This is a genomic window from Niallia sp. FSL W8-0951 (assembly GCF_038006525.1).
GTDB lineage: Bacteria > Bacillota > Bacilli > Bacillales > Cytobacillaceae > Niallia > Niallia circulans.
This window is the reverse complement of record NZ_JBBOVK010000001.1, coordinates 4,037,501-4,063,056: the sequence shown is the minus strand read 5'-3', so window position 1 is coordinate 4,063,056 and position 25,556 is coordinate 4,037,501. Positions and strand designations below refer to the sequence as shown.

Genomic DNA, 25,556 nt, shown 5'->3' with positions numbered 1-25,556 from the left:
AATCCCCCTGCTTTTTCATTCTATACTCCTATATCATACAAGAAAAAGGTTTGGCCAATAGAATGCTAATCGGTCAAACCTTTTTCTTGCTTTTGCTTTTCTAGAAATCCCTTTCTAAAAAAGTACAGGGAGAATACATTTAGATAAATCGGATTATTCTTCAGCTGTTTCTGGCTCTGTTTCTCTGCCTTCCACATTATCCGGCATACCTTCTTCTTGTTGTTCTCCTGTACTAATTTCTTCTTCCTGTCTTGGTGCAAGAATTGATGCGATAACTTCCTCTTTTTCGTGGTTAATTTCTATTTTATCATAACCCTTCACATCTCCGACAGTAATCGTATCTCCTACCTGAAGCTCTGTTACATCAATATCAATACTAGATGGGATATCATTAGGCTTTGCTGTCACTGTTACTTCGTGTAAAGCCTGCTGCATAACGCCGCCATCTTTTACTCCAGCAGCTTCCCCCACTAAAGATACTTTTACTGGTGCACTGATAGCCTTTGATAAGTCTACCGCTAAAAAATCCACATGTATAATGCCTCGCTTAATTGGATCAGCATCATACTCATTTAAAACGACATTATAATTTTCCCCATCAATATCTAGTGAAATAACGCCATTTCTTCCAACTTCACGAATCGTTTTCAAGAAATTAGCCTCACTCAAGGAAATTGCCGTATTTTCTATTTTTGATCCATAAACAATACCTGGAATTTCTCCATTATTTCTTAATTTTGTTAAGCTTGAATGTTTGTCCATCGTACGTTTTTTTGCCTGTAAAGTTGTTGTCATGATTTCACCTTCCATTATTTTATCAAATGAACACTCTTATATAAAAAATGCCCTAAATGGAAGATATTTAAACATAAAGAATTTGCTTTCTGTTTAAAGGAAAGGCACAATACCAATAGCCGCCTGCCTTTTAGACAAGCGACTAATCTGAATGATATAAAGGGTTCTATCAATCAAATAAGAAACTTACTGATTGGTCTTGGTGAACACGTAAAATCGCTTCACCTAATAGGTCAGCAACTGATAATTGAATAACGTTAGCTGAAAGTTTCTTTTCACCCAATTCGATAGAATTTGTTACAACTAATTCTTTGATTTTAGAATTATTAATTCTTTCCATTGCAGGTCCTGACAAAACAGGATGTGTACAGCATGCATAAACCTCTTTTGCTCCATTTTCTGCGAGAGCATTGGCACCAAGTGTAATGGTTCCAGCTGTATCAATAATATCATCAATAAGGATAGCAATTTTCCCTTCGATATTACCAACAATATTCATAACTTCCGCAACATTTGGCTTTGGACGTCTTTTATCAATAATAGCAATTGGCGCCTTTAATCGTTCTGCAAGTTTTCTTGCTCTTGTAACCCCGCCATGATCTGGAGAAACAATCACAAGCTCTCCATCGAATTCACGTTGACTGAAGTAATTACCAAGGATTGGCACACCCATTAAGTGATCAATCGGAATATCAAAGAAACCTTGAATTTGTGGTGCATGCAAGTCTAATGTAATAACACGAGTTGCTCCAGCTGTCTCTAATAAATTAGCTACCAATTTCGCTGTAATTGGTTCTCGTGCTCTTGCTTTTCTATCTTGTCTAGCATACCCATAATAAGGAATTACTAGGTTAATCGTCTTAGCTGAGGCACGCTTCAATGCATCAATCATGATTAATAACTCCATAATATGTTCGTTAACAGGTGCACTTGTTGACTGAATAACATAGACGTCACAACCACGGATACTTTCCTCAATATTAATTTGAATTTCACCATCGCTAAAACGTGTTACTGAACATTTCCCTAATTCTACTCCAATTGAATCGGCAATTTCCTGCGCTAAAGCTGGATTAGAGTTTAAACTGAATACCTTCAAATTTGGATCTAAATTCTTAACTGGCATGCTGAACCTCCACTGGTCTTTTTCCTCTTATAGTACGAAGAATGAAACATATCTATTAAACGAATTATTCTTCCTTTTAACCTATTTATTTACGTTTATAATTCTCTTTATTAACTTGACGTGCACGGGCAATCGAAAGTGCCTCAGAAGGAACATTATCTGTAATGGTGGAGCCTGCTGCAACATAAGCACCTTTTCCAACTGTGACAGGTGCAATCAAATTGGAATTACATCCAATAAATGCGCCATCTTCTATCGTCGTCATAAACTTATTTTTGCCATCATAATTAACTGTAATGGTTCCACAGCCAATATTGACATCACTACCAACATTCGCATCTCCAATATAACTTAAATGAGATGCCTTACTGCCTTTTCCAAATGTCGCTTTCTTGATTTCAACAAAGTTTCCAATCTTCACTTCATCATCAATCATGGATGCTGGACGAATATGTGCAAACGGTCCAATATTCACATCAGAGCCAATGCTGCTATCATGGGCGACAGATTGTTTAATAGCCGTATTATTTCCCACTGTACAATTATTTATTTCTGTATTTGGCCCAATAATACAATCTGCACCTATTACAGTATTTCCTTTAATCATACTTCCAGGATATATAACGGTATCCTCTTTAATTGCTACGTCTGCTTCAATATAAGTATTGGACGGATCAATTATCGTCACGCCATTCCGCATATGCTGTTCATTGATTCGCTTTCTCATGATTGATTCTGCTTCAGATAAAGCAATCCGGTCATTCACACCAATTGTTTCATTGAAATCTGTGGTTTGGAATGCACTTACTGTTTCTCCCTGCTTTTTTAAAATCTCAATAACGTCTGGCAGATAGTACTCTCCTTGAACATTTTCATTGGAGACATTAGCCAACGCCTGAAATAGCAGTGCATTATCAAATACATAGGTACCTGTATTAATTTCTGTTATTTTTCTTTCTTCATCCGTTGCATCCTTGTGTTCTACAATTTTCTCTACTACTCCCATTGAATTACGAATGATTCTGCCGTACCCATCTGGCTTACTTGCCTTTGCCGTTAAAATGGTTGCCTTCGCTCCTACTTTCTCATGGTGTAAAAAGAGTGCTTCTATCGTTTCACTTGTCATAAGTGGCGTATCCCCGCATATAACGAGTGTCACTCCTTCTTTGTCTACAAGGAGATCTTTTGCTTGTATTACTGCATGTGCCGTTCCAAGCTGTTCTTTTTGATTTACGTATTTCACACTATTACCAAGCTGTGCTTTTACTTTTTCTGAACCGTGGCCAATTACTGTTACGATTGAATCCACTTGTAGCTTTTCCACTTGATCTACAACGTGCTGTACCATCGGTTTCCCACAAACAGGATGAAGTACTTTATAAAGTTTTGACTTCATTCTAGTACCCTGTCCTGCGGCTAAAATCACTGCGTAACGAGTTGTCATTCACAGGCCTCCAATAACCTTTTTATCCACTAAAAAATATATCTCAAATACATCTTGATTTCAAGGAAGGATTCACATTTTATGTATGCTTCTTTATAAAAGCTGTTTTATTAATTGTAACATTTTCTTTTTTCCCTATAGAGAATACCTTCGCCAACCATGAGAAAGTGATAAACCTTATCTATTTTATGATACTAAAAGAACAAATTGTTTTCATTGGAAAATCAAGGGGTAAATAGGAGAGAAATAGAAATAAAAAAAGAGCCTTACTCTTAGGAAGTAGGCTCTAGCTGCAGATTATTTTAGGAAGCTCCAGCTTCTTCAAATTCAATTTCTAATTCACCCAGGCGGTGGTATTCTGCCAAAACTGCTTCCTGGATTTTTCCTCTTGTACCAGAGTTAATTGGATGAGCGATATCCCTAAACTCACCATCTGGAGTTCGTTTACTTGGCATCGCTACAAATAGTCCGTTATTTCCGTCAATTACCCTAATATCGTGAACAACAAATTCATTATCTAGTGTAATAGAGGCAATAGCTCTCATACGTCCATCCGTGTTAACTCGGCGTAGCCTTACATCAGTTACTTCCATCCTGTTCACCACCTTTACTAGAAGATAAAATCTAGTTATTAAATTCAACAGAATTTTCATAACTCCTTCTTTTAGGTGAAATTTTTTAGAATATTTAGGAATAAAGTAAAGAAAAAGTGCCGAAAAGTGATAAAATCTTCTGTTTTTCCACTTATTCTCCGACTATCCTCCTTCAGGAAGCAACTTATTTACAAAGCGCAATGACTTCGATTTCAACTAATACATCTTTAGGGAGCCTAGCTACTTCTACACATGAACGAGCGGGCTTATGTGTAGAGAAATATTCTCCATACACTTCATTGATTGCTTGAAAGTCTTCCATATTTTTAATAAATACAGTCGCTTTCACAACTGTTTCAAAGGAAGCACCTGCCTCTTTAAGAACAGCTGCTAAGTTTTTGAATACTTGATGTGTCTGTGTCTGCACATCTCCCTCTACTAAGTTACCTTCTGCAGTTAAAGGAATTTGACCAGAACTGAAAAATAAATTATTCACAATAATCCCTTGAGAATACGGTCCGATAGCTGCTGGTGCGTTATTTGTTTGAACAACTTTCATTTGTCTTTTCCCCCTAAGAGTTACTTTTTGTCGAAATAATTACCATTTTCCACAGAAATTTTCTTTTCTTTTACATCGACACCGGATAATTTTACTAGTGATAAATAATCATCCACTAGTCTTTCCTCGGCTTCCTCGGCTTCTACTAATACTGCGATTCCTGCAACGCTTGCATTAAATTCCTCTAATAGACTAATCATACCATTGATGGTACCGCCAGCTTTCATAAAGTCATCCACAATCAAAACTTTTGAGCCATCTTCTAAACTTCTTTTAGAAAGCAACATCGTTTGGATTCTTTTTGTAGAACCAGAAACATAATTGATACTCACCGTGGAACCTTCTGTTACTTTACTATCTCTTCTAACCATAACTACAGGAACATTTAAATAAGTTCCAACTGCATATGCCAAAGGAATTCCTTTAGTAGCAACTGTCATGACCACATCAATATCCGTATCAGCAAAGGCAGAGGCAAACAGTCTCCCCACTTTTTGCATGATAGTCGTATTTCCCAGAATATCATTCATATATAGATAACCACCGGGCAAAAGTCTTTCTGGACTTTTTATCAAATCACAAAGCTCTTCAACAAATGGTTTCGCTGCTTCATCACTGACTTTTACTTGATACTTTACTCCACCGGCTGCTCCTGGCAATGTATGTAAAGTCCCTATTCCTCTTTGCTCAAATGTTTCTTTAATAATAGCCAAATCTTCGCTGATTGAAGACTTGGCTGCACCGTACTTTTCTGCAAAGTAAGAAAGAGATACTAACTGCCTAGGATGCTCCAGCAAGTAATTCGTCATGTCTATTAAACGCTCACTACGACGAAATTTCATAACTGAACCCCCAAAATCCGAATATTTAAAGACAATTTTACATTATTATACGGATTTAATCAAGGGTATGTCGCTGTCCAATCATTCGAACCGCAAATACTTGATCACAAAATCCTCTTAAACCATTATAAACACGATTCATCCTTGAATCATGTTGAATCAATCCAAAAACAGTAGGTCCACTTCCACTCATAAGAACAGCATCTGCACCAAATTTGCAAATTTGTTCTTTAATTTGAGCAACCTCTGGGTATAAGGTTAGAGTAACATTCTCTAACACATTCCCGACATTTTCACACATTAAATCATAATCTTTCGCTGAAATGGACTCAATCATTTTTTCCGTATTTGGATGCTGTATTGTCTCAGTATCTAGTCTTTTATAAATATCAGCTGTTGATACACCAATAAACGGTTTTGCCAAAATAACCCAGCACACTGGTGGCGCAGGCAATTCCTTAATGATTTCCCCTCTTCCAGTTGCAAGGGCAGTGCCCCCATAGACGCAAAAGGACACATCAGACCCAATTTCAGCTCCAATGACAGCTAATTCATCTAATGTTAACCCTAAATCCCATAACTTATTTAAACCACGTAATACTGCCGCTGCATCGCTGCTTCCTCCAGCAAGACCTGCTGCAACAGGAATATGTTTCTCAATTTTAATTTCTACGCCTTTTTTCACATCAAATTTTTCCTTTAATATACTTGCTGCCTGATAAGCAAGATTTCTTTGGTCATCAGGAACAAACCTATTAAGAGAAACTATTTTTATTACATCGTTGTCTAACAATGCTAGCTCAATTCTATCTGCTAAATCAATTGTCGTCATAATCATTTCTACTTCATGATACCCATCTGGTCTCTTATGAAGCACATCTAATGACAAATTGATTTTAGCTGGCGCTTTCACCAAAAGCTTCAATATTTCCACCCACTTAACAAATTTCATCATTTACTTTTTTCTCCAACTAACGAAAGAGGATTTTCCTTAAAGGAGATAATAATAGTAGGCTAGACGAACTTTATCTTACCCTTATTCCGTGTCTAACAAGCTTTATGCTCATCTAATCTTCTATATAGATATAGTGATTTTACCACAAATTATTCTCTTACATACAATCGAGATTGTGTTTTCCCTATAATTTATCAACATTTGAGGTGCGGTCTTACTCCCCATTATCTTGAATAAAAAAAGAATCTATCATTAACTCCTTATATCTATACTATTTAATGGATAATATAGATATTCGCTAATGATAGATTCTATAAATTGCCGTGGGTAAATCCAATTTGATTATCGTACAAATAAGATGGACGTAAAGTGAATTTTGAAGTTACAGGTTACTCTTTATTTTGAGTAAGAAGACTTTGCTCTGCTATTTCTATTGCCCTTTTGACCATATTCCCTGCGTCTCTTGCACGAATACCGCCCCAGCCCTCTTTCTGGACCACATCATAGAAACCAAGCTCTTTTGCTAATTCTTCCTTTAATCCTTCGGACATAATTCCTTTTCGTCTACCCAAAGTGAATCTCCCCTTTCATCACCCACGGTAAGCTTAGTATGTATCCATCACTAGTTTTTCATGTTATCTATTTGTTGCCAAAACATATGCTTATTTATACATCTATAAGCATATGTTTTGCCATATCATTATTTTTCTCCATGAAAAAAGCAGCAAACAAATTGTTCACTGCCGCTTAATGCTTTCAAGCAATAATAGTTAGCTTAAAGCAATTTGTCCTGATGTATCCTCGAAGAAGGTAATTTGAACCGTTTCTGTTAAAACATCTGCATAGCTGTATGATACACGTTCAAATGCATTTTCATCCTGATCTAACTCCACTACAAACACAGATGGATAAGTCTCTGCTAATACTCCTGAACGTTCAATTGTCTTCCGACGACCGCCATTTGCCTTCAGCATAAGTCTTTTTCCTAAATTTGAATCAAGAGCTTTTTTTATATCTGATAATGTTTTTGCCATTCGGTCCACCTCACTGTGTAAAGTATATCATACTGACACAACAGAGTCAAATAAAAACATAAATTATAACAGTCTTTTTTAGAAGTTGTCAATATTTTTTATTCTTATTTTTCTCCAATTTTTCAACAAAGATAGTTTGCACAAAGTGAGCATAAATATGTAGAAAATTTCAATTTTTTTCAAATACTTATATCTTTCAATTGCAATAAAGATTATTCAGGATAAAAACACACAGAATCCAGCTAGCATAACCCCCTTATTAAAGGGCAAAAGCTTACCTTATCCTGTGTGTAATAGTTAAACCTAGTATATGCTTCTATCTTTGTCACACCTCTTCTGTTGAATCTACATGATATGGCATGCCTGTTCGCAAAACTCCCTTTGTTTCAATTCCACCTAGCCCCTTTTCACCCGTTAATGTATTCCTTAAAACATCCCAAACATTTACTCTTTCCATAAATGGTGTAAAACTTATCTTGGCAACAATATAAACTGGATCAAGGGCATGAATATTTACTCTTGAGGGGGAACTTGCAAAATTAGCTCCTGCATAAATAAGCGATTCAAAGTGGGATTGACAAGCACCAGCAAAAATAACTAACTGATCCAGATTAGGAAGCTTCTTTCTCGCCTCTCTGACGGTCTGTACAAAGTATTTCGAGTGTCGGTAGGCATTAATATCACTTTTATCTCCTAACGCTTTAGAATAAGCATCATGACCTGTTATAACTAGTATGTCAGGGCGATAGTAATCCAAAAGACTGCCTATTTTACTTGGCATCTCTTTTTCATTGCAGTGCACTCCATTTACGGGTATCCCAATTTTTTCGTATAAAGTGAGACACTTTTTCAAATAGTTTGGATCTCCATCAATATGGAGTACCTTACCTGGTAATTGAAAATAGTTAGAAGGCTTGCTATAAGCTTCTGTTACTTGATACTCCTGCTTTCTGCGCAAAAGATTCACATCTTGTCGAAATAATTGGAGAGATTGTTCCTCCATCAACTGAACCTTTTGGGAAATTTTTCGTTGCATCGGTTGATTAATCAATACTAAATCCTCATATGGAGCATCTGCAATCAAGCGAAAATCTTCTCCATAAAGAATGGCAATTTTTTGGCCATTTACCTCTTTCATGTCAATTATTCGAAACAATAAATCACATTGATAAGACTCTCTACCGACGATATCCATGATATTTATAGTCACTCTTGTCACTCCAATTAACCCAAACATGTCTCTCCTGAGTGGATATTATTATTCAATATCTATCTCTGATAAATTATGCATACGTCTATAAAGTTGTGAGCAATTCAAAAAGAAGAATTAAAACATCTGCTGCTCTCTTTCTAACAACAACCTTTATCAAATAAAGCATCATATAAAAAGGTGCACAGAAAGCTTCCTCTTCCTTGAAATTTTTTAAGGAAGAGAAATTAATCTGTACACCTATTTATCATCATTATTTTCCAAACGTTTCATAAAGTATGTCACTTAGCTTTGCGAACTCTTCAATAGATAATGATTCTCCGCGTCTAGAAGGCTCAATTCCCGCTTGTTCCAGCGCTGCTATGATTTCTGCCTTCTTTTCTTTTCCACCCTCTAATTGGCTCGATAAGTTATTGAGAATCGTTTTTCTTCTTTGGGCAAAGCTTGCTCTTGTTACTTGAAAGAAGAATGCTTCGTTTTTCACTACAACAGACGGTGTTTCTCTAATCGTAAGACGAATAACAGCTGAATCCACATTTGGTTGAGGAACAAAAACAGTTTTTGGTACAATCATAACCACTTCTGGTTTTGTATAATACTGAATGGCAATTGAAAGAGAACCATATTCCTTCGTTCCTGGCTTCGCTGAAATTCGTTCCGCCACTTCTTTTTGAAGCATCACAACAATGCCTCTTAAGGGTAATTTTTCTTCTAATATCTTCATAATAATCGGCGTTGTAACATAATAAGGTAAATTAGCAACAAGCATAATATCCTTAATATCTTTAAACTCTGTGTCTAACATTTCCTTTACATTTGCCTTTAAAATATCCTGGTGGATAATTTTTGCATGAGGATATGGTTCAAGTGTCTCTTTTAAAATCGGTAATAGACGTTGATCAATCTCATACGCTACAACCTTTTTGCTGCGCTTTGCTAATTGTTCTGTCAATGCACCAATTCCAGGACCAACCTCTATTGCGCCTGATTCTTCTGTTAACTGCGCATGATCCACAATATTCCTTAAAATGTTTGTATCAATTAAAAAGTTCTGTCCTAAGCTTTTCTTAAAGGAAAATCCATATTTATCTAGTATTGCTCTCGTCCTCGCGGGTGTTGCTATATCTTTATACATGCTTATCCTCCTGGCGTATTTCCTTAATCGCTTGTGCAAACTCTGCCTTTGTAATATGAAACATCAGTAATCGTTTATAAAGCTGTTTTCCATTTGTATACCCAATTTTAAGCAGCCTACCTAACTGTTCTCTTCGCTCCTTAGAATCAGCACCGCCAATTAAGCCTGCATCAATTAAATCTTCTTTCGTAATTTCTTCCTTTATTGTTTCCTGCATCAAATGTGCTTCTTTTAATGCTTCTCTAATTACTTCTACTGATGCATGTTCCACCCCAACACCTTTACCATGCTTATGGATAGCAAGCTCCTTCGGGATAAAGGCATGCTTGCATTCAGGAATATGCATTTCAATTGTATGACGAATTTTTTGACCTGGATAGTCTGGGTCAGTCAAAACAATAACTCCTCTTGTTTTTTGTGCTAGCTTTATTTTATCTAATGTCTCTTGATTAATGGCTGAACCGTTTGTTTCAATTGTATCTGCATCAACCGCTCGCTTAATAGCGGTGGTATCATCTCGACCTTCCACTACTATTATTTCTTTAATCTTCATGGAACCTCCAAAAAATATTTAAAATTTGAAAAAAAAATGAAACATAATTGTAACATGAATCGTCTATATATACAGAGAGAGAAATATTTTAATTATTATCATTATAGCTAATATTTATGTTTAAACAAATGGCTGACTCTTTGCAAGTTAATTAACAGATATTGAACCATAAAAAAGACAGAGGAGATGCTTCCTCTGCCAAATCAGCTATCTTTCTATCATCAATATTAGATGATAAAATGTCGAGATTTCTATTTTACCTAATTAATTATTTTTATCTTAACTTGCCTGTTACCCCAACGGTAAGCTTCGGCTTTCGTGGAAAAGAAAACATCTATTTTCTGCCCTTTTACACTTCCGCCAGTATCTGCGGCAACAGCGTAGCCATAGCCTTCAACATAAACTTTTGTTCCTAAAGGGATAAAACTTGGGTCGACAGCGATTACTTTTGCATTCGGATTAGCTTTCAGATCAATACCAGTAGCCGTTCGGCCAGAACATCCATTACAGCTAGCAGTATATGCTGTTGAATTGACGAACACTTCTTGCCCATTTTCTTCACCACGTGATGCAAGTTGAATGACGTCGTCTTTTGTTCCAACAGATACAATTTTATCCTGCTTTTCTTTCACTGTTGTTTCACTTAGCAATTTTCGGGAAATCTCTTTGCCGTTTTCCTTCGTCACCTCATACTTTTTAGAGACCACTCCTTCTGTTCCCTCTTTAAGTACTTTTTCTGTTCCGTGTGGAAGATCATCGTCCTTTTGGGTGATTACGGCAAAATTAATCGGTTGTTCCACTACATCGGTGACCTTTTCTATTCTTGTTATATTAACAATAGCTTCGTCTTTCACTTTTTCCTTTAGAGCTGGTTCAACTCGGTCTAATTTATCAAGTGAGATCTTCTGTTGTGTTAAAAAGTCAGCGACCGTAGTCGAAGTGGACCATACTTGCTTTTTCTTTCCTGCGTCTACTAGTGTTACTGGAAATGCTGTATGTACGACAACTTCCATTTTATGTTCTATAGGGTTATTTTCTTTCTGATTGATCTGGTCATGCTCGTTCAAAGAAATTTTTTGTTCTTCTAAAAATTCCTTAACAGTATCAACTGTTGTCCAAACCGTTTTCTTCTCGTCGTCTTTTTGCAATTCAACCTGTTTAGCTTCTTTCCAGACAACTTCTAAGTTATCTGTCACCTTTGTGTTTAACGAGGGAAACACATAATCTTCTGAGCCAACGGTAATGCCTAAATCATCAAATATTTGTTGTATAGTAGATGAGTGCGTCTCGATGATTTGTTCTTTACCATTTAGCGTTAGTGCCACAGTACTTTTAGTAGTTTCATAAATTATAAATCCAATACTACTCGCAAAAACGATGAAACTAGCTAAAAAGATAGACACTTTCTTCTTGCTCAAAGATTTTGAAAACAGGTTTTTCATGTTTTTGATTACGATGAAAAACGCCTCCTTTTCTCTCGGAGTGATTATATAGAGTATCATGTCCGCTGTCAACCCTTTAGAATCTCTGAACGTATATCCTATTATGCAAAAAAAACCAGCGAAAGGAAAGAAAGAAATCTCGACATAATTAGTCTATGAGAAAAGGAAGCAATGTAGAACCATTAAAAATAAGAGGAAGTTCGGACAAGCTCTTTCTGCATTCGACAAAAAACCTTATCAGTTTATGCCGAATAATTTTTTTGCGTTTTCAGTTGTTTTTGATGCCACCTCTTCATAGGAAATCCCTTTAATAGCAGCTATCTCTTCTGCTACTAGTTTTACATAACTAGGTTCATTGCGTTTTCCTCTAAAAGGGGTCGGAGCCAAATATGGGCAGTCCGTTTCGATTAATAAATGATCTAACGAAATGGCTTCTGCAACTTCCTTTGGCTTTCGTGCATTTTTAAAAGTAACCGTTCCACCAAGCGAAATATAAAAATTCATATTTATGCATTCCAGTGCAGTTTCTACGCTTCCTCCATAACAATGCATAATCCCGCCTACCTCTTTTGCATCCTCCTCTTTTAAGATTTCAACAATATCAGCAGTCGCTTCACGGTTATGAATAATTATCGGGAGTTTTACTTTTTTTGCTAATTGAATTTGCTTTCTAAATACTTCTTTTTGAATATCTTTTGGCGATTTATCCCAATGATAATCTAGTCCCATTTCTCCTATTGCAATGACCTTTGGATGCTTTGCCAATTCTTCAATCCAAGCCAAATCTTCATCTACCATATCGATAGCATCTACAGGATGCCATCCTATGCTTGCATAAACAAAATCATACTGCTCAATAAGCTCCATCGCCTTTGTAATAGTAGGTCTATCAAACCCCACCACTACCATTTTTTCCATTCCTACATCAAGTGCCCGTTGTATCACTTCTTCTATATCATCTTGAAACTCATTTGCGTTAATATGTGTATGTGTATCAAATAACATGATAAACATCCCTCCATCATCTGTTAGATATATTTACACTTTATTTTTTAAGACCGTTCTATCCTTGCGCCACAGTCTTAATGAAAGAAGAAAAAACATAGAGATGATTAAAATATGGAATTTCCCCGCCCATTCTTCTCCATAAAAGATCTTGGCGATTTCCCCATTAAAACATCTCCATGTTTTTTATATCATTTTATTTTACTTTTGCACCGAGTGGTAAAGCCTCTGCGATTGTCGCTAGAGACAATTCACCGTCATGACTTCCAGCTAAAATCATTCCCTGTGAAAGCTCGCCTCTTAATTTAACTGGTTTTAAATTTGTTACACAAATAACTTTTCGTCCTACCAAGTCTTCAGGAGAATAATATTTAGCGATTCCAGAAACAACTTGTCTTTTTTCATAACCTAGATCCAATTGTAACTTCAATAACTTGTCCGCTTTTTTTACAGGTTCAGCTTCCAGTACTTGTGCTACACGTAAGTCTACTTTCATAAAGTCATCTATTGTAATTTCCTCTACGTCCGGAACTTCTTGAACCTCTTGTTTCTTTTCCTCTTCCATTTGAGGTCCCTTCATTTCGCTTTTGATAAATTCCACTTCTTCTTGAATGTCTAATCTAGGGAAAATAGGATCTCCCTTCTCTACTATAGTACCCGCAGGAATGACACCAAAACGTTCCAGGCTGTCCCATGTCTGTAAGGATTCGTCTTGTATGTTCAACTGTCTAAAAATCTTGTCAGGTGTTCTTGTTAAAAATGGTTTTAACAAAATGGCGATTCTTCTTAAAGATTCTGCTAAATGATTCATCACAACTGCTAATTCTTCTGTCTTTTCCTCTTTCGCTAATACCCATGGCTGTGTTTCATCGATATATTTATTATTTCTGCTGACTAATTGCCATAATGTTGTTAGTACAACAGAGAACTCCATATTCTCCATATGCTCCGCATATTTCTTAACCGTTTCTTGATGTGCTTCCACAAGTGACTTTTCAAAAGTGCCTTCTGAATTTTTATAGGTAGGAATTTCACCATTAAAGTACTTATTAATCATCGCCACTGTACGATTTAATAAATTCCCTAAGTCATTTGCTAAATCGAAATTTACTCTCTCTACAAACGCTTCAGGAGTAAACACACCATCAGAGCCAAATGGTACTTCTCTTAATAAATAATAACGAAGAGCATCTAATCCATAACGGTCAATTAACGTCACTGGATTAACCACATTTCCTTTTGATTTAGACATTTTGCCATCTTTCATTAGAATCCAGCCATGTGCAAAGACTTTCTTTGGCAATGGTAGATCTAATGCCATAAGCATGATTGGCCAATATATCGTGTGGAAACGAACAATTTCCTTCCCAACTAAATGTACATTTGCCGGCCAAAACTTTTTATATAGACTCTCATCATCAGAGCCATATCCTAGCGCAGTAATATAATTGGAAAGGGCATCGATCCATACATATACCACATGCTTCGGATCCCCTGGCACTTTAATTCCCCAATCAAAAGTAGTTCTTGATACTGCTAAGTCTTCCAATCCAGGCTTAATAAAGTTATTGATCATCTCGTTCTTGCGAGATTCTGGCTGGATAAATTCTGGATTTTCCTCGTAAAATGCTAACAAGCGATCTGCATATTTTCCCATTCTAAAGAAATATGATTCCTCTTTTACTAGTTCAACGGCATGACCACTGTCGGGGCTTTTCCCTCCAATTATTTTGCCATGTTCATCGTAAATAGGATCAACCAACTGCAGTTCTGTATAATATGTTTCATCAGAAACAGAATACCATCCTTGATATTCATCTAAATAAATATCTCCTTGATCCACTAATTTCTTAAACATTTTTTCGACAACATCTGTATGTCGTTTTTCTGTTGTACGGATAAAATCATCATAGGAAATATCAAGCTTATCCCATAATTCCTTTATTCCTGCCACAATTTCATCTACATACTGAATAGGTGTAATTCCTGCTTCTTCTGCTTTGCGCTGAATTTTTTGCCCATGTTCATCCGTTCCAGTTAAGTAACGAACTTCATATCCTCTCATTCTTTTATAACGAGCCATTGCATCTCCAGCAACTGTTGTGTAAGCATGTCCAATATGTAAATTGCCACTTGGATAATAGATTGGCGTAGTAATATAAAAAGTTTTTTCTTGATCCTTCACTTAATTTCCTCCTATATATATGTATATAATATGTACCTTTAGTAAGATAACTGCTATTACTATTGTAACCATTCTTCTTTTTTATCGAAACAAAAAAGTATAAGAACATTTATAAACCGCATAATTAATGCCATTTTTCCTTTTATCCCATCAAAATATACCTAAAAATAATTAGTAATGCAACAGCGATGTTTTGGAAGAAAGAATGAGAAATAAAAATGTTGTTTTTTGTCGAAAAAATAATAAAAATAGAACAAAAAGACTATACCAATTTATCCCATCCTATGTTTATTTATCAATTTATTCTCCTGAAAAGCCTAATTTAATAAGGTTTTTAAAATACAATAATTTCAAAATAAAATAATTGACGTTTATGGGAATGGCTGGTATTATAATAAACATACAAAGAAATTTGTCGAAAATTAGCGAAAAAAATATAAATACTTACTTTTGGGAGGAGAAAAGAAAATGAAATCTACAGGTATTGTTCGTAAAGTTGATGAATTAGGTCGTGTGGTTATTCCAATCGAATTAAGACGTACATTAGGAATTGCTGAAAAGGATGCTCTAGAAATTTATGTAGATGATGAAAAAATCATCTTAAAAAAATATAAACCAAACATGACTTGCCAAGTTACTGGCGAAGTATCAGATGATAATCTATCTTTAGCTGGTGGTAAATTAATCCTTAGCCGTGAAGGTGCAGAGCAATTAATCGCGGAAATCAAAAGCAATTTTGAACTTGCAAAATAAAAATAAAGTAAGCAATGTGTAAGTACATCACTCTTTATTGATTCGTAGCTTCTTGAAAAAAATTAAGAGAAATACTTATTCGTTCTTTTTATAAACTAAAGGACTGCCGCCTTAAAGGGGAACACCATCATATTTTTGATGTTCCGATTTAAGGCAGCAGCCCTTTTTCTTATTGAATATGATATTCTTGATATATGTCTCTTTTTTGCATTTCTCTATCTAATGCAGTCTTTTTAATTGCTTCTTTTACCGTAATTCCCTCTTTTTCCACATAGTGATCTACATGTTGAACAATAGACAAGTCTTCCCACCAATTATTTTCTTCTGTTTGTAATTCTCCTTGTTCAATAACTAAACAAAACTCTCCTCTTATTTCTTCTGATTGAGACCAAGCAATTGCTTCCTCTAGAGTTCCACGAATAAATTCCTCATATATCTTTGTCAGCTCTCTACATAATGTAATCTTTCTATTACCGAGAATCTCCCTTATTAAAACCAATGTTTCTTTTAAACGATGCGGGGATTCATATAAGAGCAGCGTGCCTGGAACGTTCTTTAGAAAAAGCAACTCCTTTTTCTTCTCCTTCTTTTGGCGATTAAGGAAACCATAAAAGTAGAAAGGATGTGTCGGAAGCCCCGAAGCAATCAGTGCTGTTAATGCTGCATTCGCTCCTGGAAGAGGAATAACTGGTATTTCTTGATTAATAGCATCTATAGCTAGTTCATATCCTGGATCTGCAATGGTTGGCATTCCCGCATCACTTACTAATGCGATTATTTTATCCTCTTTCAAAGCTTGTATTAGCTTTTGACCACTAGCCTCTTTATTATGTTCATGATAGCTGACTACTGGAGTAGCAATTTCAAAATAATTGCATAGTTTTTTTGTATTACGTGTATCTTCTGCAGCAATAATATCTGCCTCTTTCAAAATTCTAATTGCTCGAAAACTCATATCTTCTAAATTCCCGATAGGAGTAGGGACTAAATACAACGCTCCCCCTTTTTCTTTAAAGCTTTTTTGTTGTTTCATTTCCTTCACCTACTTCCTTCCATAAAAACTTTTCCTTCTTCTTTCTATCTAGCTGTTTAAAAGCATACTCTGCTTTCATGGCTTCTTGTTTTGTCTGAAATTCCTCATAGTAAATAACAGATACCGGTAAACGTCCTCTTGTATATTTTGCTCCTTTACCTTCATTATGCGTTTTTACGCGCTTTTGAAGATCATTTGTATAGCCAGCATAATAGCTGCCATCCTTACACATTAATACATAAAAATAATGACTCTTATTTTCCATACAGTATTCTGCTCATTTCCTCTGTATAATTGTTGCCATCTTTATAAACAAATAACGGAGGGAGAACTTTTAAATCTGGTTTCCCATCTTTTATCGCTTCAACTAATAAAATATTCGCTTCTTTTCCTTCCTTTGGATAAACAAATCGGATACGCTTTGGTTCCAATCGATTTGCCCTCATTAATGTAATAATATCTAATAGTCTTCCTGGTCGATGAACAAAAGCTACTTTTCCACCTTGTTTAACCAATTGACTGGATATACTAATTGTATCCTCTAGCGTACAGAGGATCTCATGTCTCGCAATAGCAAGATGCTCATTACCATTAATCTCTTCCACTGAATTAGTCTTCTTAAAGTAAGGTGGATTACACGTCACTGCGTCATATTTCTCATACCCAAGTAAACCAGGAGCATCCTTAATATCACCATGAATCATTTTTATCTTTTGCTCTAAACGATTATACTGAATGCTTCTATTTGCCATATCATATAATCTTGCTTGTATTTCTACTCCTACAATATCTCCCTCTGTTCGAAGCGACAAAAAGAGTGGAATTACTCCATTCCCACTACATAAATCAACAATCGCCCCCCTTTTCACAGGAATAGAGACAAAATCCGCTAATAATACTGCATCTAATGAGAAGGAGAAAACAGATGGACTTTGAATAATTCTTAATCGTTCATCCAGCAAATAATCTAATCTTTCATCTCCAATTAATGGAACCACTCTTTATACCTCCATCTTTCCTATTTCCTGCATAGAAAAAGAGATGTCTCAAGAAGAAGAGTCATCCCCTGACAATACATTGGTTGTATTGCTTACATACTCGGGCAATAATTTCTTTGAGACATCCTTATTTTTTATTAAGAAACGATAAACAAAAAAGACAATCTCCATCTTTTCGAGGACTTCCAAAATGAAGATTACAAATATGAAAACCTTCTTGATATAGTCTTGCCAGGTTGTCATACCCTTCCCCTATATCAATATTTTTCTCCTCTATCATCTTACCTTGTTTTATGTTCCTTCTTTTATTTTTATCTTGTTTCGAATCCTTTTCTCTTGGTATATCCTCTAAGTGCCTTCTTAGATTTTCATTTTCTAGCTGCAGCCTATTATTCTCTTCAATAAGCTCTGCTACATGCTGTTTAAGATCACCTAATTGCTTATATAAATTACCAATTTGACTTTCCATATTTATTACTGATTCAAAAACTTCTTTTTTATCCACTCTTCCACCTCATTAATCTGTGGATTGAACTGAAACAGCATCCTCTTGCAGTATCTCATCTAATGTATATTCAAGCACTCGTTCTTGTTCAGAAATTTCCACTTGGAGTACACGTTCTAAAATATTTAAACCAACAACTTTTCCCTTTCCATCCGGTGTATCAATCCAATCACCTAAGTCTGGTAAAAGTTCCTTTGCAGCTTCATAATCGTCATTCTCATATTTTAAACAACACATTAGTCGCCCGCATAATCCGGAAATTTTCGTTGGGTTTAAGGAAAGGTTTTGGTCTTTTGCCATCTTAATAGATACTGGTTCGAAATCCCCTAAGAAAGTCGAACAGCATAACATTCTTCCACAAGGACCAATCCCGCCTAGCATTTTCGCTTCATCTCTTACACCAATCTGACGAAGTTCAATTCTTGTTCGAAAAATGGAAGCTAAATCTTTTACCAATTCCCTAAAGTCTACTCGACCATCTGCGGTAAAATAAAAAATGATTTTATTACGGTCAAATGTATATTCTACATCCACTAATTTCATATCTAATTCATGCAGCGTCACTTTCTCACAACAAACATCATAAGCCTCTTTTGCTGCAACCTTGTTTTCGGCTACAATCATCTGATCTTTATGATCCGCGATTCTTAATACTTTTTTCAAAGGTAAAACTACATCATTTTCATCTACTTTTTTCGGTCCAATAACTACTCTCCCGAATTCTACACCCCGAACAGTTTCGACGATGACGAAGTCTCCCTTTTGAATGATTAATTCATTTGGATCAAAATAATATATTTTTCCAGCTTTTTTAAAGCGGATTCCTACAACATCATACAACTGAAGATCCCTCCTGCAGCTCTAGCACCAGCTGCTCCATCAATAACTGTGGATTCATATTCCCCTGCAGCTTTCGCTTTGCTTCAAAAATAGCTGTCATTTGTTCCGTTAAGCGTCTGTTAGAAGTTCTTAAAGCGTAAGTATCTAATCGTCCCTTTTCGCTAACGTATACAATCTGATCGTGCTTGCCAAGCTGTATATATAATAAATCTTTATAAAGCAGCAATAATAAATCAAGTCCTCTATCAAACTGGTCCTTTTCTTTAAATTGAGAAAACCAGTCTCTTTGAAGAGCTACTAATGCTTCTAAAGGAGCTCCTTTAAGAGCCTCATATAATTTTACCACTATTTTTTGCGCTTGTACAAACCATTCATCCGTACTAAGTGACAATGCCTCTTCAAAATTATTGGTAATTTGCGCAAGTAAAGGGGCTTCATTTGGTTTTATTCCATTTCTTACTAGTTCTTTAGCCATTTCATTTGGGGATAATGGTGTAAAGGAAAGGACCTGACACCGAGACAAAATAGTCGGCAATATTTGCTGAATTTGTTCTGTTATTAAAATGGCCGTTGTTTCTGCATTCGGTTCCTCTAAAAACTTCAGTAAACTGTTAGCCGCATTTGTAGTCATTTTATCTGCATGAACAAGAATATACACCTTTTGCTTTGACTCTACTCCAGTCTTGGAAAACTCTTCTTGTAGGCTTTGTATTTGATGCTTCTTTATGGATAATCCATCTGGCTCAAGTAAATGCACATCAGGATGGTTACCATTATTTATCCGCTTGCAATTTGAACATGTTTCACATGGAACATATCCTTCTATAGTATTTTCACATAAAATGCTCTTAGTGAGAACTAGACTTATTTCCCTTTTACCTGTTCCCTTCATTCCTTCAAAAAGATAAGCATGAGCTAATCGCTCTTTTTTCAAGCTGTTTTTTAGCATCTTTAAAACAATGGGTTGTGTCCCTTCAAGCTGTTCCCACGTCCTTGTCAAGACAATCACTCCATTTACATATATATATTAATTAGTAGACCTTTAATTTTACCATTTTTATCTAAGGTATTTATGCCATTTTTCTCATTCGCGATTACTTCTTCTGTTGATTATACTAACTTATCATCAATTACCTGTACAACACGCGAATTTTCCTAAGCCAAACTGATCCCTCGCGTTGTACTTTTTACCTTTCATCCCAAATTCAACAGCTTCTTTTACAAACTGTTTAACAAGAGATTTATATTTAGTTAAGTCTTTGAAATTTTGGGTTTCCCTAACCTATTGCTTTAATATCATCGATGTTTTTCAACAATTTTGAAGCTGATCGACCTTTAATTTCTCATTTTGTTGTTGGACATATCTGAAATTTAGAAGCTCCTAAGACTACCTTTGTTTCTAATCTATTTTCCAGATTGATTCAAATCTCTTTATTAACTTCTATTTTTCCTCCTGAAGAGTGGTCTGCTACTTATTAGAAAAGGATATGCGTATCCTACTTTTTAACTTTTATCATTTAACTATGAAAGTACATCGGTAACAGAAGTTACCGATGTACAGCTTAAAATTGTTTAAATTGCTCTACAGGTAATACAAAGACTGTTGCTCCGCCAACTTCTACTTCTACTGGATAAGGGACATAAGAATCTGCATTTCCTCCCATTGGCGATACAGGTGCTACTAATTGGTCTCTTGATTGACAATTTTCTTTAATGATTTGTAATGCCTTTTCCACACGTATATCTTCCGTTCCTATCATAAAGGTGGTATTTCCAGATTTCAAGAATCCGCCAGTACTTGCAAGCTTTGTCGCTCTAAAATTATTTTCAACTAGTGCATTAAGTAATTTGTTACTATCTTTATCTTGAATGACTGTTAGAATTAATTTCATTTTTATCCCGCCCCTTATTATAGTTTCCGAATGATTTTATAACTTGTTCCTATTATAGCAATAAATATAAAAACAAACAGCTGAAAGAAAAAATAATTCTTTGAGAGCCTATCCATTTTTTATTTTGTCATCACTATATGCATAATACCCTATTATTTAAATAGCAACGCACTTCTACTTTAAAAAACGATTAATAATATCTACTGTATCCTCCAAAACCTGTTCTAATGGTTTCGATGCATCTACTTTTATGATTCTCTCTGGAAATCTTTCTATTACCTTATAATAGCCTTCTTGTACTTTTTCATGGAATTCAATCTTTTCTAAATCCAAACGGTTAATTTCTCTATCACTCGTATTACTAATTCTTGCTAAACCAACCCTTGGATCTAAATCAAAATAAATGGTTAGCTCAGGCATGGTATCTCCAATTGCAAATTGATTAATTTCCCAAATTTCATCCATATCAATTCCTCTTGCATGCCCTTGATATGCCAATGAACTATCAATGAAACGGTCACATAATACAATCGCTCCGTCGTTTAAAGCTGGAATGACCTTCTCTACTAAATGCTGTCTTCTAGCAGCTGCATAAAGCAATGCTTCTGTTCGCGCATCCATTTCAGTATGCTTAGGATCTAATATAATATTTCTAATTTTTTCTGAAATAGGAATACCACCTGGCTCCCTTGTCTTTATAATCTGTAGTTCTTTTTCTTGATAATAATTTAACAACATATCAATAACGGTTGTCTTTCCCGCTCCCTCTGGTCCTTCTAATGTAATAAAGATACCTTTTGTCACCTTATTGTCCTCCTAAGTTGTCATTTCTCAAAAATGGTAATTTTATTTTTATATATAGATGGGCTTCCTTGAAATCTTGCTCCATCCTTTAATAAGTTCGTTATTTGTTTAATATGATAGTTCGTTATTTCCTCTCCAGGCATTAAAATAGGAATTCCTGGTGGATATGGAATAATTGTTTCTGCACAAACTGCATGTAAAGCTTCACTTAATGAAACTTCCACCTTACTTCGTGTGGCTTGTTCTTTTTCACTAAGTTTTAATTCTACTATATCCTCACGCTTTTTTATAGATTCAACTGTCTCACTCTGAGCAGAATGAGTATGTATATTTTTAAGAAGCGCCCTTTTTATTTTAAAAATAATCTTCTCTAAAGGATAAGAGATTCCTTTCTTTAACAATGGAAAGACAAATAATATATTATTTGAATCAGCTAACTCCGTATATATACCCTCTTTTTCTAATTCTTTTTGTAATTCAAATCCGCTTCTATTTTCTGTTGATTGAATAGTAATTTTTAAAGGATCTCCATCATAAGGATAGTTTAGTACGTTTAGCTGAGGAATTGTATGAAGTTGTTCCCGAAAAAAAGTTACCATTGTATGTAGGTATTCCCAATCCTCCATGCTATAGTTTGCTATATAATGCCTAGCCTTATCTAGGGAGGCCATAATAAGGTAAGAGGGACTGCTGGACTGTAAAATGTCTAAGTAATGTTTAACATCCTCTTGTTGAACGAATGCCGTATTATAATGTAAATAAGCACCCATTGTTAATGCTGGAAGCGTCTTATGTGCTGATTGAACAACTATATCTGCACCTGACTCAACTGCTGAAGGTGGAAAATTTGAATTTCCTTTAAAATGAGCCCCATGCGCTTCATCTACTAATACACAAATTCCATTAGCATGGGCTAAGTCAATAATCTCTGGTAAATTTCCAACCATTCCATAATAATTAGGAGAAGTTAAAATAAGCGTTTTGACTTCTGGAAATCGTGCAATTGCCTGCTCAATTGTTTTTTTCGAAAGGACTGTATCGACTTTCCAATCTTCCTCATAATCCGGGCTAAGTAAAATGGGCTGTGCCTTTGCTAACTTTATTCCATTCATAATTGATTTATGGCTATTCCTTTGTACAAATACTTTGTCACCCGCTGTTAAGGTGGCTAATATCATTGCTAAATTACCAACAGTACTCCCATTTACAAGAAAATAACTTTTCTTAACTCCATAAAAATCTGTTAGTAGTTTTTCTGCATCTGCAATAACACCAGTTGGTGCATGTAAATCATCTAAGCCATTAAGCTCTGTCACATCAAAATTCCATAAAGGTCCTTTCCACTCATCTTCCGGAGAAATTAATTCTCCATTCTTATGACCAGGTACATGAAAAGAAATATTATTTTTCGACTGAAATTGCAAAAGTTTAGAATATAACGGTGTGTTTTCTTGCAATTGTATTCCTCTTTTCTTTTTTCACTCTATTTATTTTATCATTTTTTCTTTATAGGAAGTAATTTACGCTTCTTTCTATTTTCTTATTTAAAGTATTTTAGATAATATAAATCCCTTATTCATTCATACTGGGCTATTTATCAATACCCCTTTAGTCTTTCTTATTAGTAATATTTTAGTTTAGTAGTTTTCAAGAATAAAGGTATGCGTGATTACTAAAATGGTTAGAATAATGTCTATGGAGGTGGAGAAATGGGGAAGTATCAATCAAGTAGAGCAGAAGCCTGTCTCATATGCGAAGAATATAAATTAGAAGGCATTCATCTATTCGAATCCTTTATATGTATGGATTGCGAAAGAGAGATTGTTAATACGAAGACAAATGATCCCAAATATCGATTTTTTGTTCATCAAATGGGAAAAGCACGAACTCTTCAGGAAAGACGACAAGCTTAGATATAAATAAAAAACAAGCATCTAACGAATAGATGCTTGTTTCCTTATTGCCTGGCGACGTCCTACTCTCACAGGGGGAGAACCCCCAACTACCATCGGCGCTGAGAAGCTTAACTTCCGTGTTCGGTATGGGAACGGGTGTGACCTTCTCGCTATCGCCACCAGACTTATTTATTTCGAGAATTATTCTCTCAAAACTAAATCATTTAGAAGTATTCCAAGTTGCCAAGTAATCATTTTGTCCAGCTCCAACGCCTATCAAACTTCCGATAAACAGGCGTTTCCGCTTTTCATTTTAGTTAAGTCCTCGATCTATTAGTATCAGTCAGCTCCACATGTCGCCACGCTTCCACCTCTGACCTATCAACCTGATCATCTTTCAGGGATCTTACTAGCTTGCGCTATGGGAAATCTCATCTTGAGGGGGGCTTCATGCTTAGATGCTTTCAGCACTTATCCCTTCCGCACATAGCTACCCAGCGATGCCTTTGGCAAGACAACTGGTACACCAGCGGTGCGTCCATCCCGGTCCTCTCGTACTAAGGACAGCTCCTCTCAAATTTCCTACGCCCACGACGGATAGGGACCGAACTGTCTCACGACGTTCTGAACCCAGCTCGCGTACCGCTTTAATGGGCGAACAGCCCAACCCTTGGGACCGACTACAGCCCCAGGATGCGATGAGCCGACATCGAGGTGCCAAACCTCCCCGTCGATGTGGACTCTTGGGGGAGATAAGCCTGTTATCCCCGGGGTAGCTTTTATCCGTTGAGCGATGGCCCTTCCATGCGGAACCACCGGATCACTAAGCCCGACTTTCGTCCCTGCTCGACTTGTAGGTCTCGCAGTCAAGCTCCCTTGTGCCTTTACACTCTACGAATGATTTCCAACCATTCTGAGGGAACCTTTGGGCGCCTCCGTTACTTTTTAGGAGGCGACCGCCCCAGTCAAACTGCCCACCTGACACTGTCTCCCACCCCGATCAGGGGTGCGGGTTAGAATGTCAATACAGCCAGGGTAGTATCCCACCAATGCCTCCACCGAAGCTGGCGCTCCGGCTTCCAAGGCTCCTACCTATCCTGTACAAGCTGTACCAAAATTCAATATCAGGCTGCAGTAAAGCTCCACGGGGTCTTTCCGTCCTGTCGCGGGTAACCTGCATCTTCACAGGTACTATAATTTCACCGAGTCTCTCGTTGAGACAGTGCCCAGATCGTTACACCTTTCGTGCGGGTCGGAACTTACCCGACAAGGAATTTCGCTACCTTAGGACCGTTATAGTTACGGCCGCCGTTTACTGGGGCTTCAATTCAGAGCTTCGCACTAACGTGCTAACCCCTCCTCTTAACCTTCCAGCACCGGGCAGGTGTCAGCCCCTATACTTCGCCTTGCGGCTTCGCAGAGACCTGTGTTTTTGCTAAACAGTCGCCTGGGCCTATTCACTGCGGCTCTCGCAGGCTTGCACCCGCAAGAGCACCCCTTCTCCCGAAGTTACGGGGTCATTTTGCCGAGTTCCTTAACGAGAGTTCTCTCGCTCACCTTAGGATTCTCTCCTCGCCTACCTGTGTCGGTTTGCGGTACGGGCACCCTAAATCTCGCTAGAGGCTTTTCTTGGCAGTGTGGAATCAGGAACTTCGGTACTATATTTCCCTCGCCGTCACAGCTCCGCTTATGTGGTAATGGGATTTGCCTCATTACCAGCCTAACTGCTTGGACGTGCTAATCCAACAGCACGCTTACCCTATCCTCCTGCGTCCCCCCATTGCTCAAACGATTTAAAGGTGGTACAGGAATATCAACCTGTTGTCCATCGCCTACGCTTTTCAGCCTCGGCTTAGGTCCCGACTAACCCTGAGCGGACGAGCCTTCCTCAGGAAACCTTAGGCATTCGGTGGATGAGATTCTCACTCATCTTTCGCTACTCATACCGGCATTCTCAC

At 36.6% G+C, this 25,556-nt stretch carries 26 protein-coding genes, 2 rRNA genes and 1 pseudogene (1 of these 29 cut by a window edge); 2 read left to right on the top strand and 27 right to left on the bottom strand.

Annotated features, from left to right (window positions below; genetic code table 11):
* Window positions 1–153: 153 nt before the first annotated feature.
* From NSS71_RS19795 to metG, 15 genes are all read right to left on the bottom strand, one after another.
* Window positions 154–795, bottom strand: coding sequence for a 50S ribosomal protein L25/general stress protein Ctc (locus NSS71_RS19795; RefSeq protein ID WP_047944368.1), 642 nt, complete (start codon window positions 793–795; stop codon window positions 154–156).
* Window positions 796–964: 169 nt separating this feature from the next.
* A complete protein-coding gene (locus tag NSS71_RS19790) occupies window positions 965–1,921 on the bottom strand; it encodes a ribose-phosphate diphosphokinase (RefSeq protein WP_047944366.1) in 957 nt (318 codons plus the stop codon).
* Window positions 1,922–2,006: 85 nt separating this feature from the next.
* Window positions 2,007–3,365, bottom strand: coding sequence for a bifunctional UDP-N-acetylglucosamine diphosphorylase/glucosamine-1-phosphate N-acetyltransferase GlmU (gene glmU / locus NSS71_RS19785; protein ID WP_047944365.1), 1,359 nt, complete (start codon window positions 3,363–3,365; stop codon window positions 2,007–2,009).
* Window positions 3,366–3,667: 302 nt separating this feature from the next.
* A complete protein-coding gene (spoVG, locus tag NSS71_RS19780) occupies window positions 3,668–3,958 on the bottom strand; it encodes a septation regulator SpoVG (protein ID WP_026574035.1) in 291 nt (96 codons plus the stop codon).
* Between the two features lie 184 nt (window positions 3,959–4,142).
* Window positions 4,143–4,517, bottom strand: a complete 375-nt coding sequence (locus tag NSS71_RS19775) for a RidA family protein (RefSeq protein WP_061801125.1) — start codon at window positions 4,515–4,517, stop codon at window positions 4,143–4,145.
* Between the two features lie 20 nt (window positions 4,518–4,537).
* Window positions 4,538–5,359, bottom strand: coding sequence for a pur operon repressor (gene purR, locus NSS71_RS19770; protein WP_047944363.1), 822 nt, complete (start codon window positions 5,357–5,359; stop codon window positions 4,538–4,540).
* Between the two features lie 55 nt (window positions 5,360–5,414).
* Window positions 5,415–6,284, bottom strand: a complete 870-nt coding sequence (gene ispE, locus NSS71_RS19765) for a 4-(cytidine 5'-diphospho)-2-C-methyl-D-erythritol kinase (RefSeq protein ID WP_047944410.1) — start codon at window positions 6,282–6,284, stop codon at window positions 5,415–5,417.
* Between the two features lie 419 nt (window positions 6,285–6,703).
* Window positions 6,704–6,886, bottom strand: coding sequence for a small, acid-soluble spore protein, alpha/beta type (locus NSS71_RS19760; RefSeq protein ID WP_016204730.1), 183 nt, complete (start codon window positions 6,884–6,886; stop codon window positions 6,704–6,706).
* 198 nt (window positions 6,887–7,084) lie between these two features.
* Entirely contained in the window at window positions 7,085–7,348 is a 264-nt protein-coding gene (gene veg, locus NSS71_RS19755) for a biofilm formation stimulator Veg (RefSeq protein WP_016204729.1), read from the bottom strand.
* A 325-nt stretch (window positions 7,349–7,673) separates the two neighbouring features.
* Window positions 7,674–8,558: a sporulation peptidase YabG gene (yabG, locus tag NSS71_RS19750; RefSeq protein WP_047944409.1), complete on the bottom strand. Its 885-nt coding sequence runs from the start codon at window positions 8,556–8,558 to the stop codon at window positions 7,674–7,676.
* A 253-nt stretch (window positions 8,559–8,811) separates the two neighbouring features.
* A complete protein-coding gene (gene rsmA / locus NSS71_RS19745; protein ID WP_047944362.1) occupies window positions 8,812–9,693 on the bottom strand; it encodes a 16S rRNA (adenine(1518)-N(6)/adenine(1519)-N(6))-dimethyltransferase RsmA in 882 nt (293 codons plus the stop codon).
* Window positions 9,686–10,246 carry a ribonuclease M5 gene (gene rnmV / locus NSS71_RS19740; RefSeq protein ID WP_047944360.1) on the bottom strand — a complete coding sequence of 187 codons (561 nt, stop codon included), beginning with the start codon at window positions 10,244–10,246 and terminating at the stop codon, window positions 9,686–9,688. The genes rsmA and rnmV overlap by 8 nt, the downstream gene beginning before the upstream one ends.
* Window positions 10,247–10,506: 260 nt before the next feature.
* The gene (locus tag NSS71_RS19735) at window positions 10,507–11,688 is read right to left on the bottom strand and encodes a G5 and 3D domain-containing protein (protein ID WP_061801126.1); all 1,182 of its coding nucleotides are present in this window, start codon (window positions 11,686–11,688) and stop codon (window positions 10,507–10,509) included.
* Window positions 11,689–11,925: 237 nt separating this feature from the next.
* Window positions 11,926–12,693 (bottom strand): TatD family hydrolase, encoded by a 768-nt coding sequence (locus NSS71_RS19730; protein WP_061801127.1) that lies wholly within the window; start codon window positions 12,691–12,693, stop codon window positions 11,926–11,928.
* 196 nt (window positions 12,694–12,889) lie between these two features.
* Window positions 12,890–14,878 (bottom strand): methionine--tRNA ligase, encoded by a 1,989-nt coding sequence (gene metG, locus NSS71_RS19725; RefSeq protein ID WP_047944356.1) that lies wholly within the window; start codon window positions 14,876–14,878, stop codon window positions 12,890–12,892.
* A gap of 468 nt (window positions 14,879–15,346) precedes the next feature.
* Between metG and NSS71_RS19720 the strand changes: the two genes are divergently transcribed.
* Complete coding sequence (locus tag NSS71_RS19720; RefSeq protein WP_047944355.1) at window positions 15,347–15,631, top strand: AbrB/MazE/SpoVT family DNA-binding domain-containing protein; 285 nt, start codon at window positions 15,347–15,349, stop codon at window positions 15,629–15,631.
* Window positions 15,632–15,800: 169 nt separating this feature from the next.
* On the opposite strand, the gene rsmI is transcribed toward NSS71_RS19720, so the two are convergent.
* The 10 genes and pseudogenes from rsmI to NSS71_RS19675 all read right to left on the bottom strand — a co-directional run bounded on the left by rsmI (window position 15,801) and on the right by NSS71_RS19675 (window position 23,160).
* Entirely contained in the window at window positions 15,801–16,664 is an 864-nt protein-coding gene (rsmI, locus tag NSS71_RS19715) for a 16S rRNA (cytidine(1402)-2'-O)-methyltransferase (protein WP_047944354.1), read from the bottom strand.
* A complete protein-coding gene (locus tag NSS71_RS19710) occupies window positions 16,642–16,929 on the bottom strand; it encodes a GIY-YIG nuclease family protein (RefSeq protein WP_047944353.1) in 288 nt (95 codons plus the stop codon). The genes rsmI and NSS71_RS19710 overlap by 23 nt, the downstream gene beginning before the upstream one ends.
* Window positions 16,919–17,662 carry a tRNA1(Val) (adenine(37)-N6)-methyltransferase gene (locus tag NSS71_RS19705; protein ID WP_047944352.1) on the bottom strand — a complete coding sequence of 248 codons (744 nt, stop codon included), beginning with the start codon at window positions 17,660–17,662 and terminating at the stop codon, window positions 16,919–16,921. Before NSS71_RS19705 ends, NSS71_RS19710 begins: the two co-directional genes overlap by 11 nt.
* A gap of 127 nt (window positions 17,663–17,789) precedes the next feature.
* On the bottom strand, window positions 17,790–18,167 hold the full coding sequence (gene yabA / locus NSS71_RS19700) for a DNA replication initiation control protein YabA (RefSeq protein ID WP_047944351.1): 378 nt from the start codon (window positions 18,165–18,167) through the stop codon (window positions 17,790–17,792).
* Between the two features lie 12 nt (window positions 18,168–18,179).
* Window positions 18,180–19,007 carry a PSP1 domain-containing protein gene (locus NSS71_RS19695; protein WP_047944350.1) on the bottom strand — a complete coding sequence of 276 codons (828 nt, stop codon included), beginning with the start codon at window positions 19,005–19,007 and terminating at the stop codon, window positions 18,180–18,182.
* Window positions 19,000–20,007, bottom strand: a complete 1,008-nt coding sequence (holB, locus tag NSS71_RS19690) for a DNA polymerase III subunit delta' (RefSeq protein WP_047944349.1) — start codon at window positions 20,005–20,007, stop codon at window positions 19,000–19,002. The genes NSS71_RS19695 and holB overlap by 8 nt, the downstream gene beginning before the upstream one ends.
* Window positions 20,008–20,133: 126 nt before the next feature.
* Window positions 20,134–20,229, bottom strand: a pseudogene (locus tag NSS71_RS25730) (hypothetical protein); the annotation flags it as partial.
* A 340-nt stretch (window positions 20,230–20,569) separates the two neighbouring features.
* Window positions 20,570–20,899: a cyclic-di-AMP receptor gene (locus tag NSS71_RS19685; protein WP_016204713.1), complete on the bottom strand. Its 330-nt coding sequence runs from the start codon at window positions 20,897–20,899 to the stop codon at window positions 20,570–20,572.
* Between the two features lie 174 nt (window positions 20,900–21,073).
* Complete coding sequence (gene tmk, locus NSS71_RS19680; protein WP_061801128.1) at window positions 21,074–21,703, bottom strand: dTMP kinase; 630 nt, start codon at window positions 21,701–21,703, stop codon at window positions 21,074–21,076.
* Window positions 21,704–21,723: 20 nt separating this feature from the next.
* Window positions 21,724–23,160: an aminotransferase class I/II-fold pyridoxal phosphate-dependent enzyme gene (locus NSS71_RS19675; protein ID WP_061801129.1), complete on the bottom strand. Its 1,437-nt coding sequence runs from the start codon at window positions 23,158–23,160 to the stop codon at window positions 21,724–21,726.
* 252 nt (window positions 23,161–23,412) lie between these two features.
* Here NSS71_RS19675 and NSS71_RS19670 point away from each other — a divergent pair, with 252 nt between their 5' ends.
* Entirely contained in the window at window positions 23,413–23,616 is a 204-nt protein-coding gene (locus tag NSS71_RS19670; protein WP_047944345.1) for a sigma factor G inhibitor Gin, read from the top strand.
* A gap of 49 nt (window positions 23,617–23,665) precedes the next feature.
* Here the strand turns inward: NSS71_RS19670 and rrf are convergent.
* Both rrf and NSS71_RS19660 read right to left on the bottom strand, forming a co-directional pair.
* Window positions 23,666–23,782 (bottom strand): 5S ribosomal RNA (gene rrf, locus NSS71_RS19665).
* A gap of 129 nt (window positions 23,783–23,911) precedes the next feature.
* Window positions 23,912–25,556, bottom strand: a 23S ribosomal RNA gene (locus tag NSS71_RS19660) (it continues 1,291 nt past the right edge of the window).

Coding starts and splice junctions, on each gene's coding strand:
- NSS71_RS19730 (WP_061801127.1), bottom strand. CDS start 12,693: ATGTTATTTGATACACATACACATATTAACGCAAATGAGTTTCAAGAT.
- purR (WP_047944363.1), bottom strand. CDS start 5,359: ATGAAATTTCGTCGTAGTGAGCGTTTAATAGACATGACGAATTACTTG.
- NSS71_RS19795 (WP_047944368.1), bottom strand. CDS start 795: ATGACAACAACTTTACAGGCAAAAAAACGTACGATGGACAAACATTCA.
- rsmI (WP_047944354.1), bottom strand. CDS start 16,664: ATGAAACAACAAAAAAGCTTTAAAGAAAAAGGGGGAGCGTTGTATTTA.
- NSS71_RS19775 (WP_061801125.1), bottom strand. CDS start 4,517: ATGAAAGTTGTTCAAACAAATAACGCACCAGCAGCTATCGGACCGTAT.
- NSS71_RS19720 (WP_047944355.1), top strand. CDS start 15,347: ATGAAATCTACAGGTATTGTTCGTAAAGTTGATGAATTAGGTCGTGTG.
- spoVG (WP_026574035.1), bottom strand. CDS start 3,958: ATGGAAGTAACTGATGTAAGGCTACGCCGAGTTAACACGGATGGACGT.
- NSS71_RS19685 (WP_016204713.1), bottom strand. CDS start 20,899: ATGAAATTAATTCTAACAGTCATTCAAGATAAAGATAGTAACAAATTA.
- rsmA (WP_047944362.1), bottom strand. CDS start 9,693: ATGTATAAAGATATAGCAACACCCGCGAGGACGAGAGCAATACTAGAT.
- rnmV (WP_047944360.1), bottom strand. CDS start 10,246: ATGAAGATTAAAGAAATAATAGTAGTGGAAGGTCGAGATGATACCACC.
- NSS71_RS19790 (WP_047944366.1), bottom strand. CDS start 1,921: ATGCCAGTTAAGAATTTAGATCCAAATTTGAAGGTATTCAGTTTAAAC.
- NSS71_RS19735 (WP_061801126.1), bottom strand. CDS start 11,688: ATGAAAAACCTGTTTTCAAAATCTTTGAGCAAGAAGAAAGTGTCTATC.
- NSS71_RS19670 (WP_047944345.1), top strand. CDS start 23,413: ATGGGGAAGTATCAATCAAGTAGAGCAGAAGCCTGTCTCATATGCGAA.
- veg (WP_016204729.1), bottom strand. CDS start 7,348: ATGGCAAAAACATTATCAGATATAAAAAAAGCTCTTGATTCAAATTTA.
- NSS71_RS19710 (WP_047944353.1), bottom strand. CDS start 16,929: ATGGAAAATAAGAGTCATTATTTTTATGTATTAATGTGTAAGGATGGC.
- glmU (WP_047944365.1), bottom strand. CDS start 3,365: ATGACAACTCGTTACGCAGTGATTTTAGCCGCAGGACAGGGTACTAGA.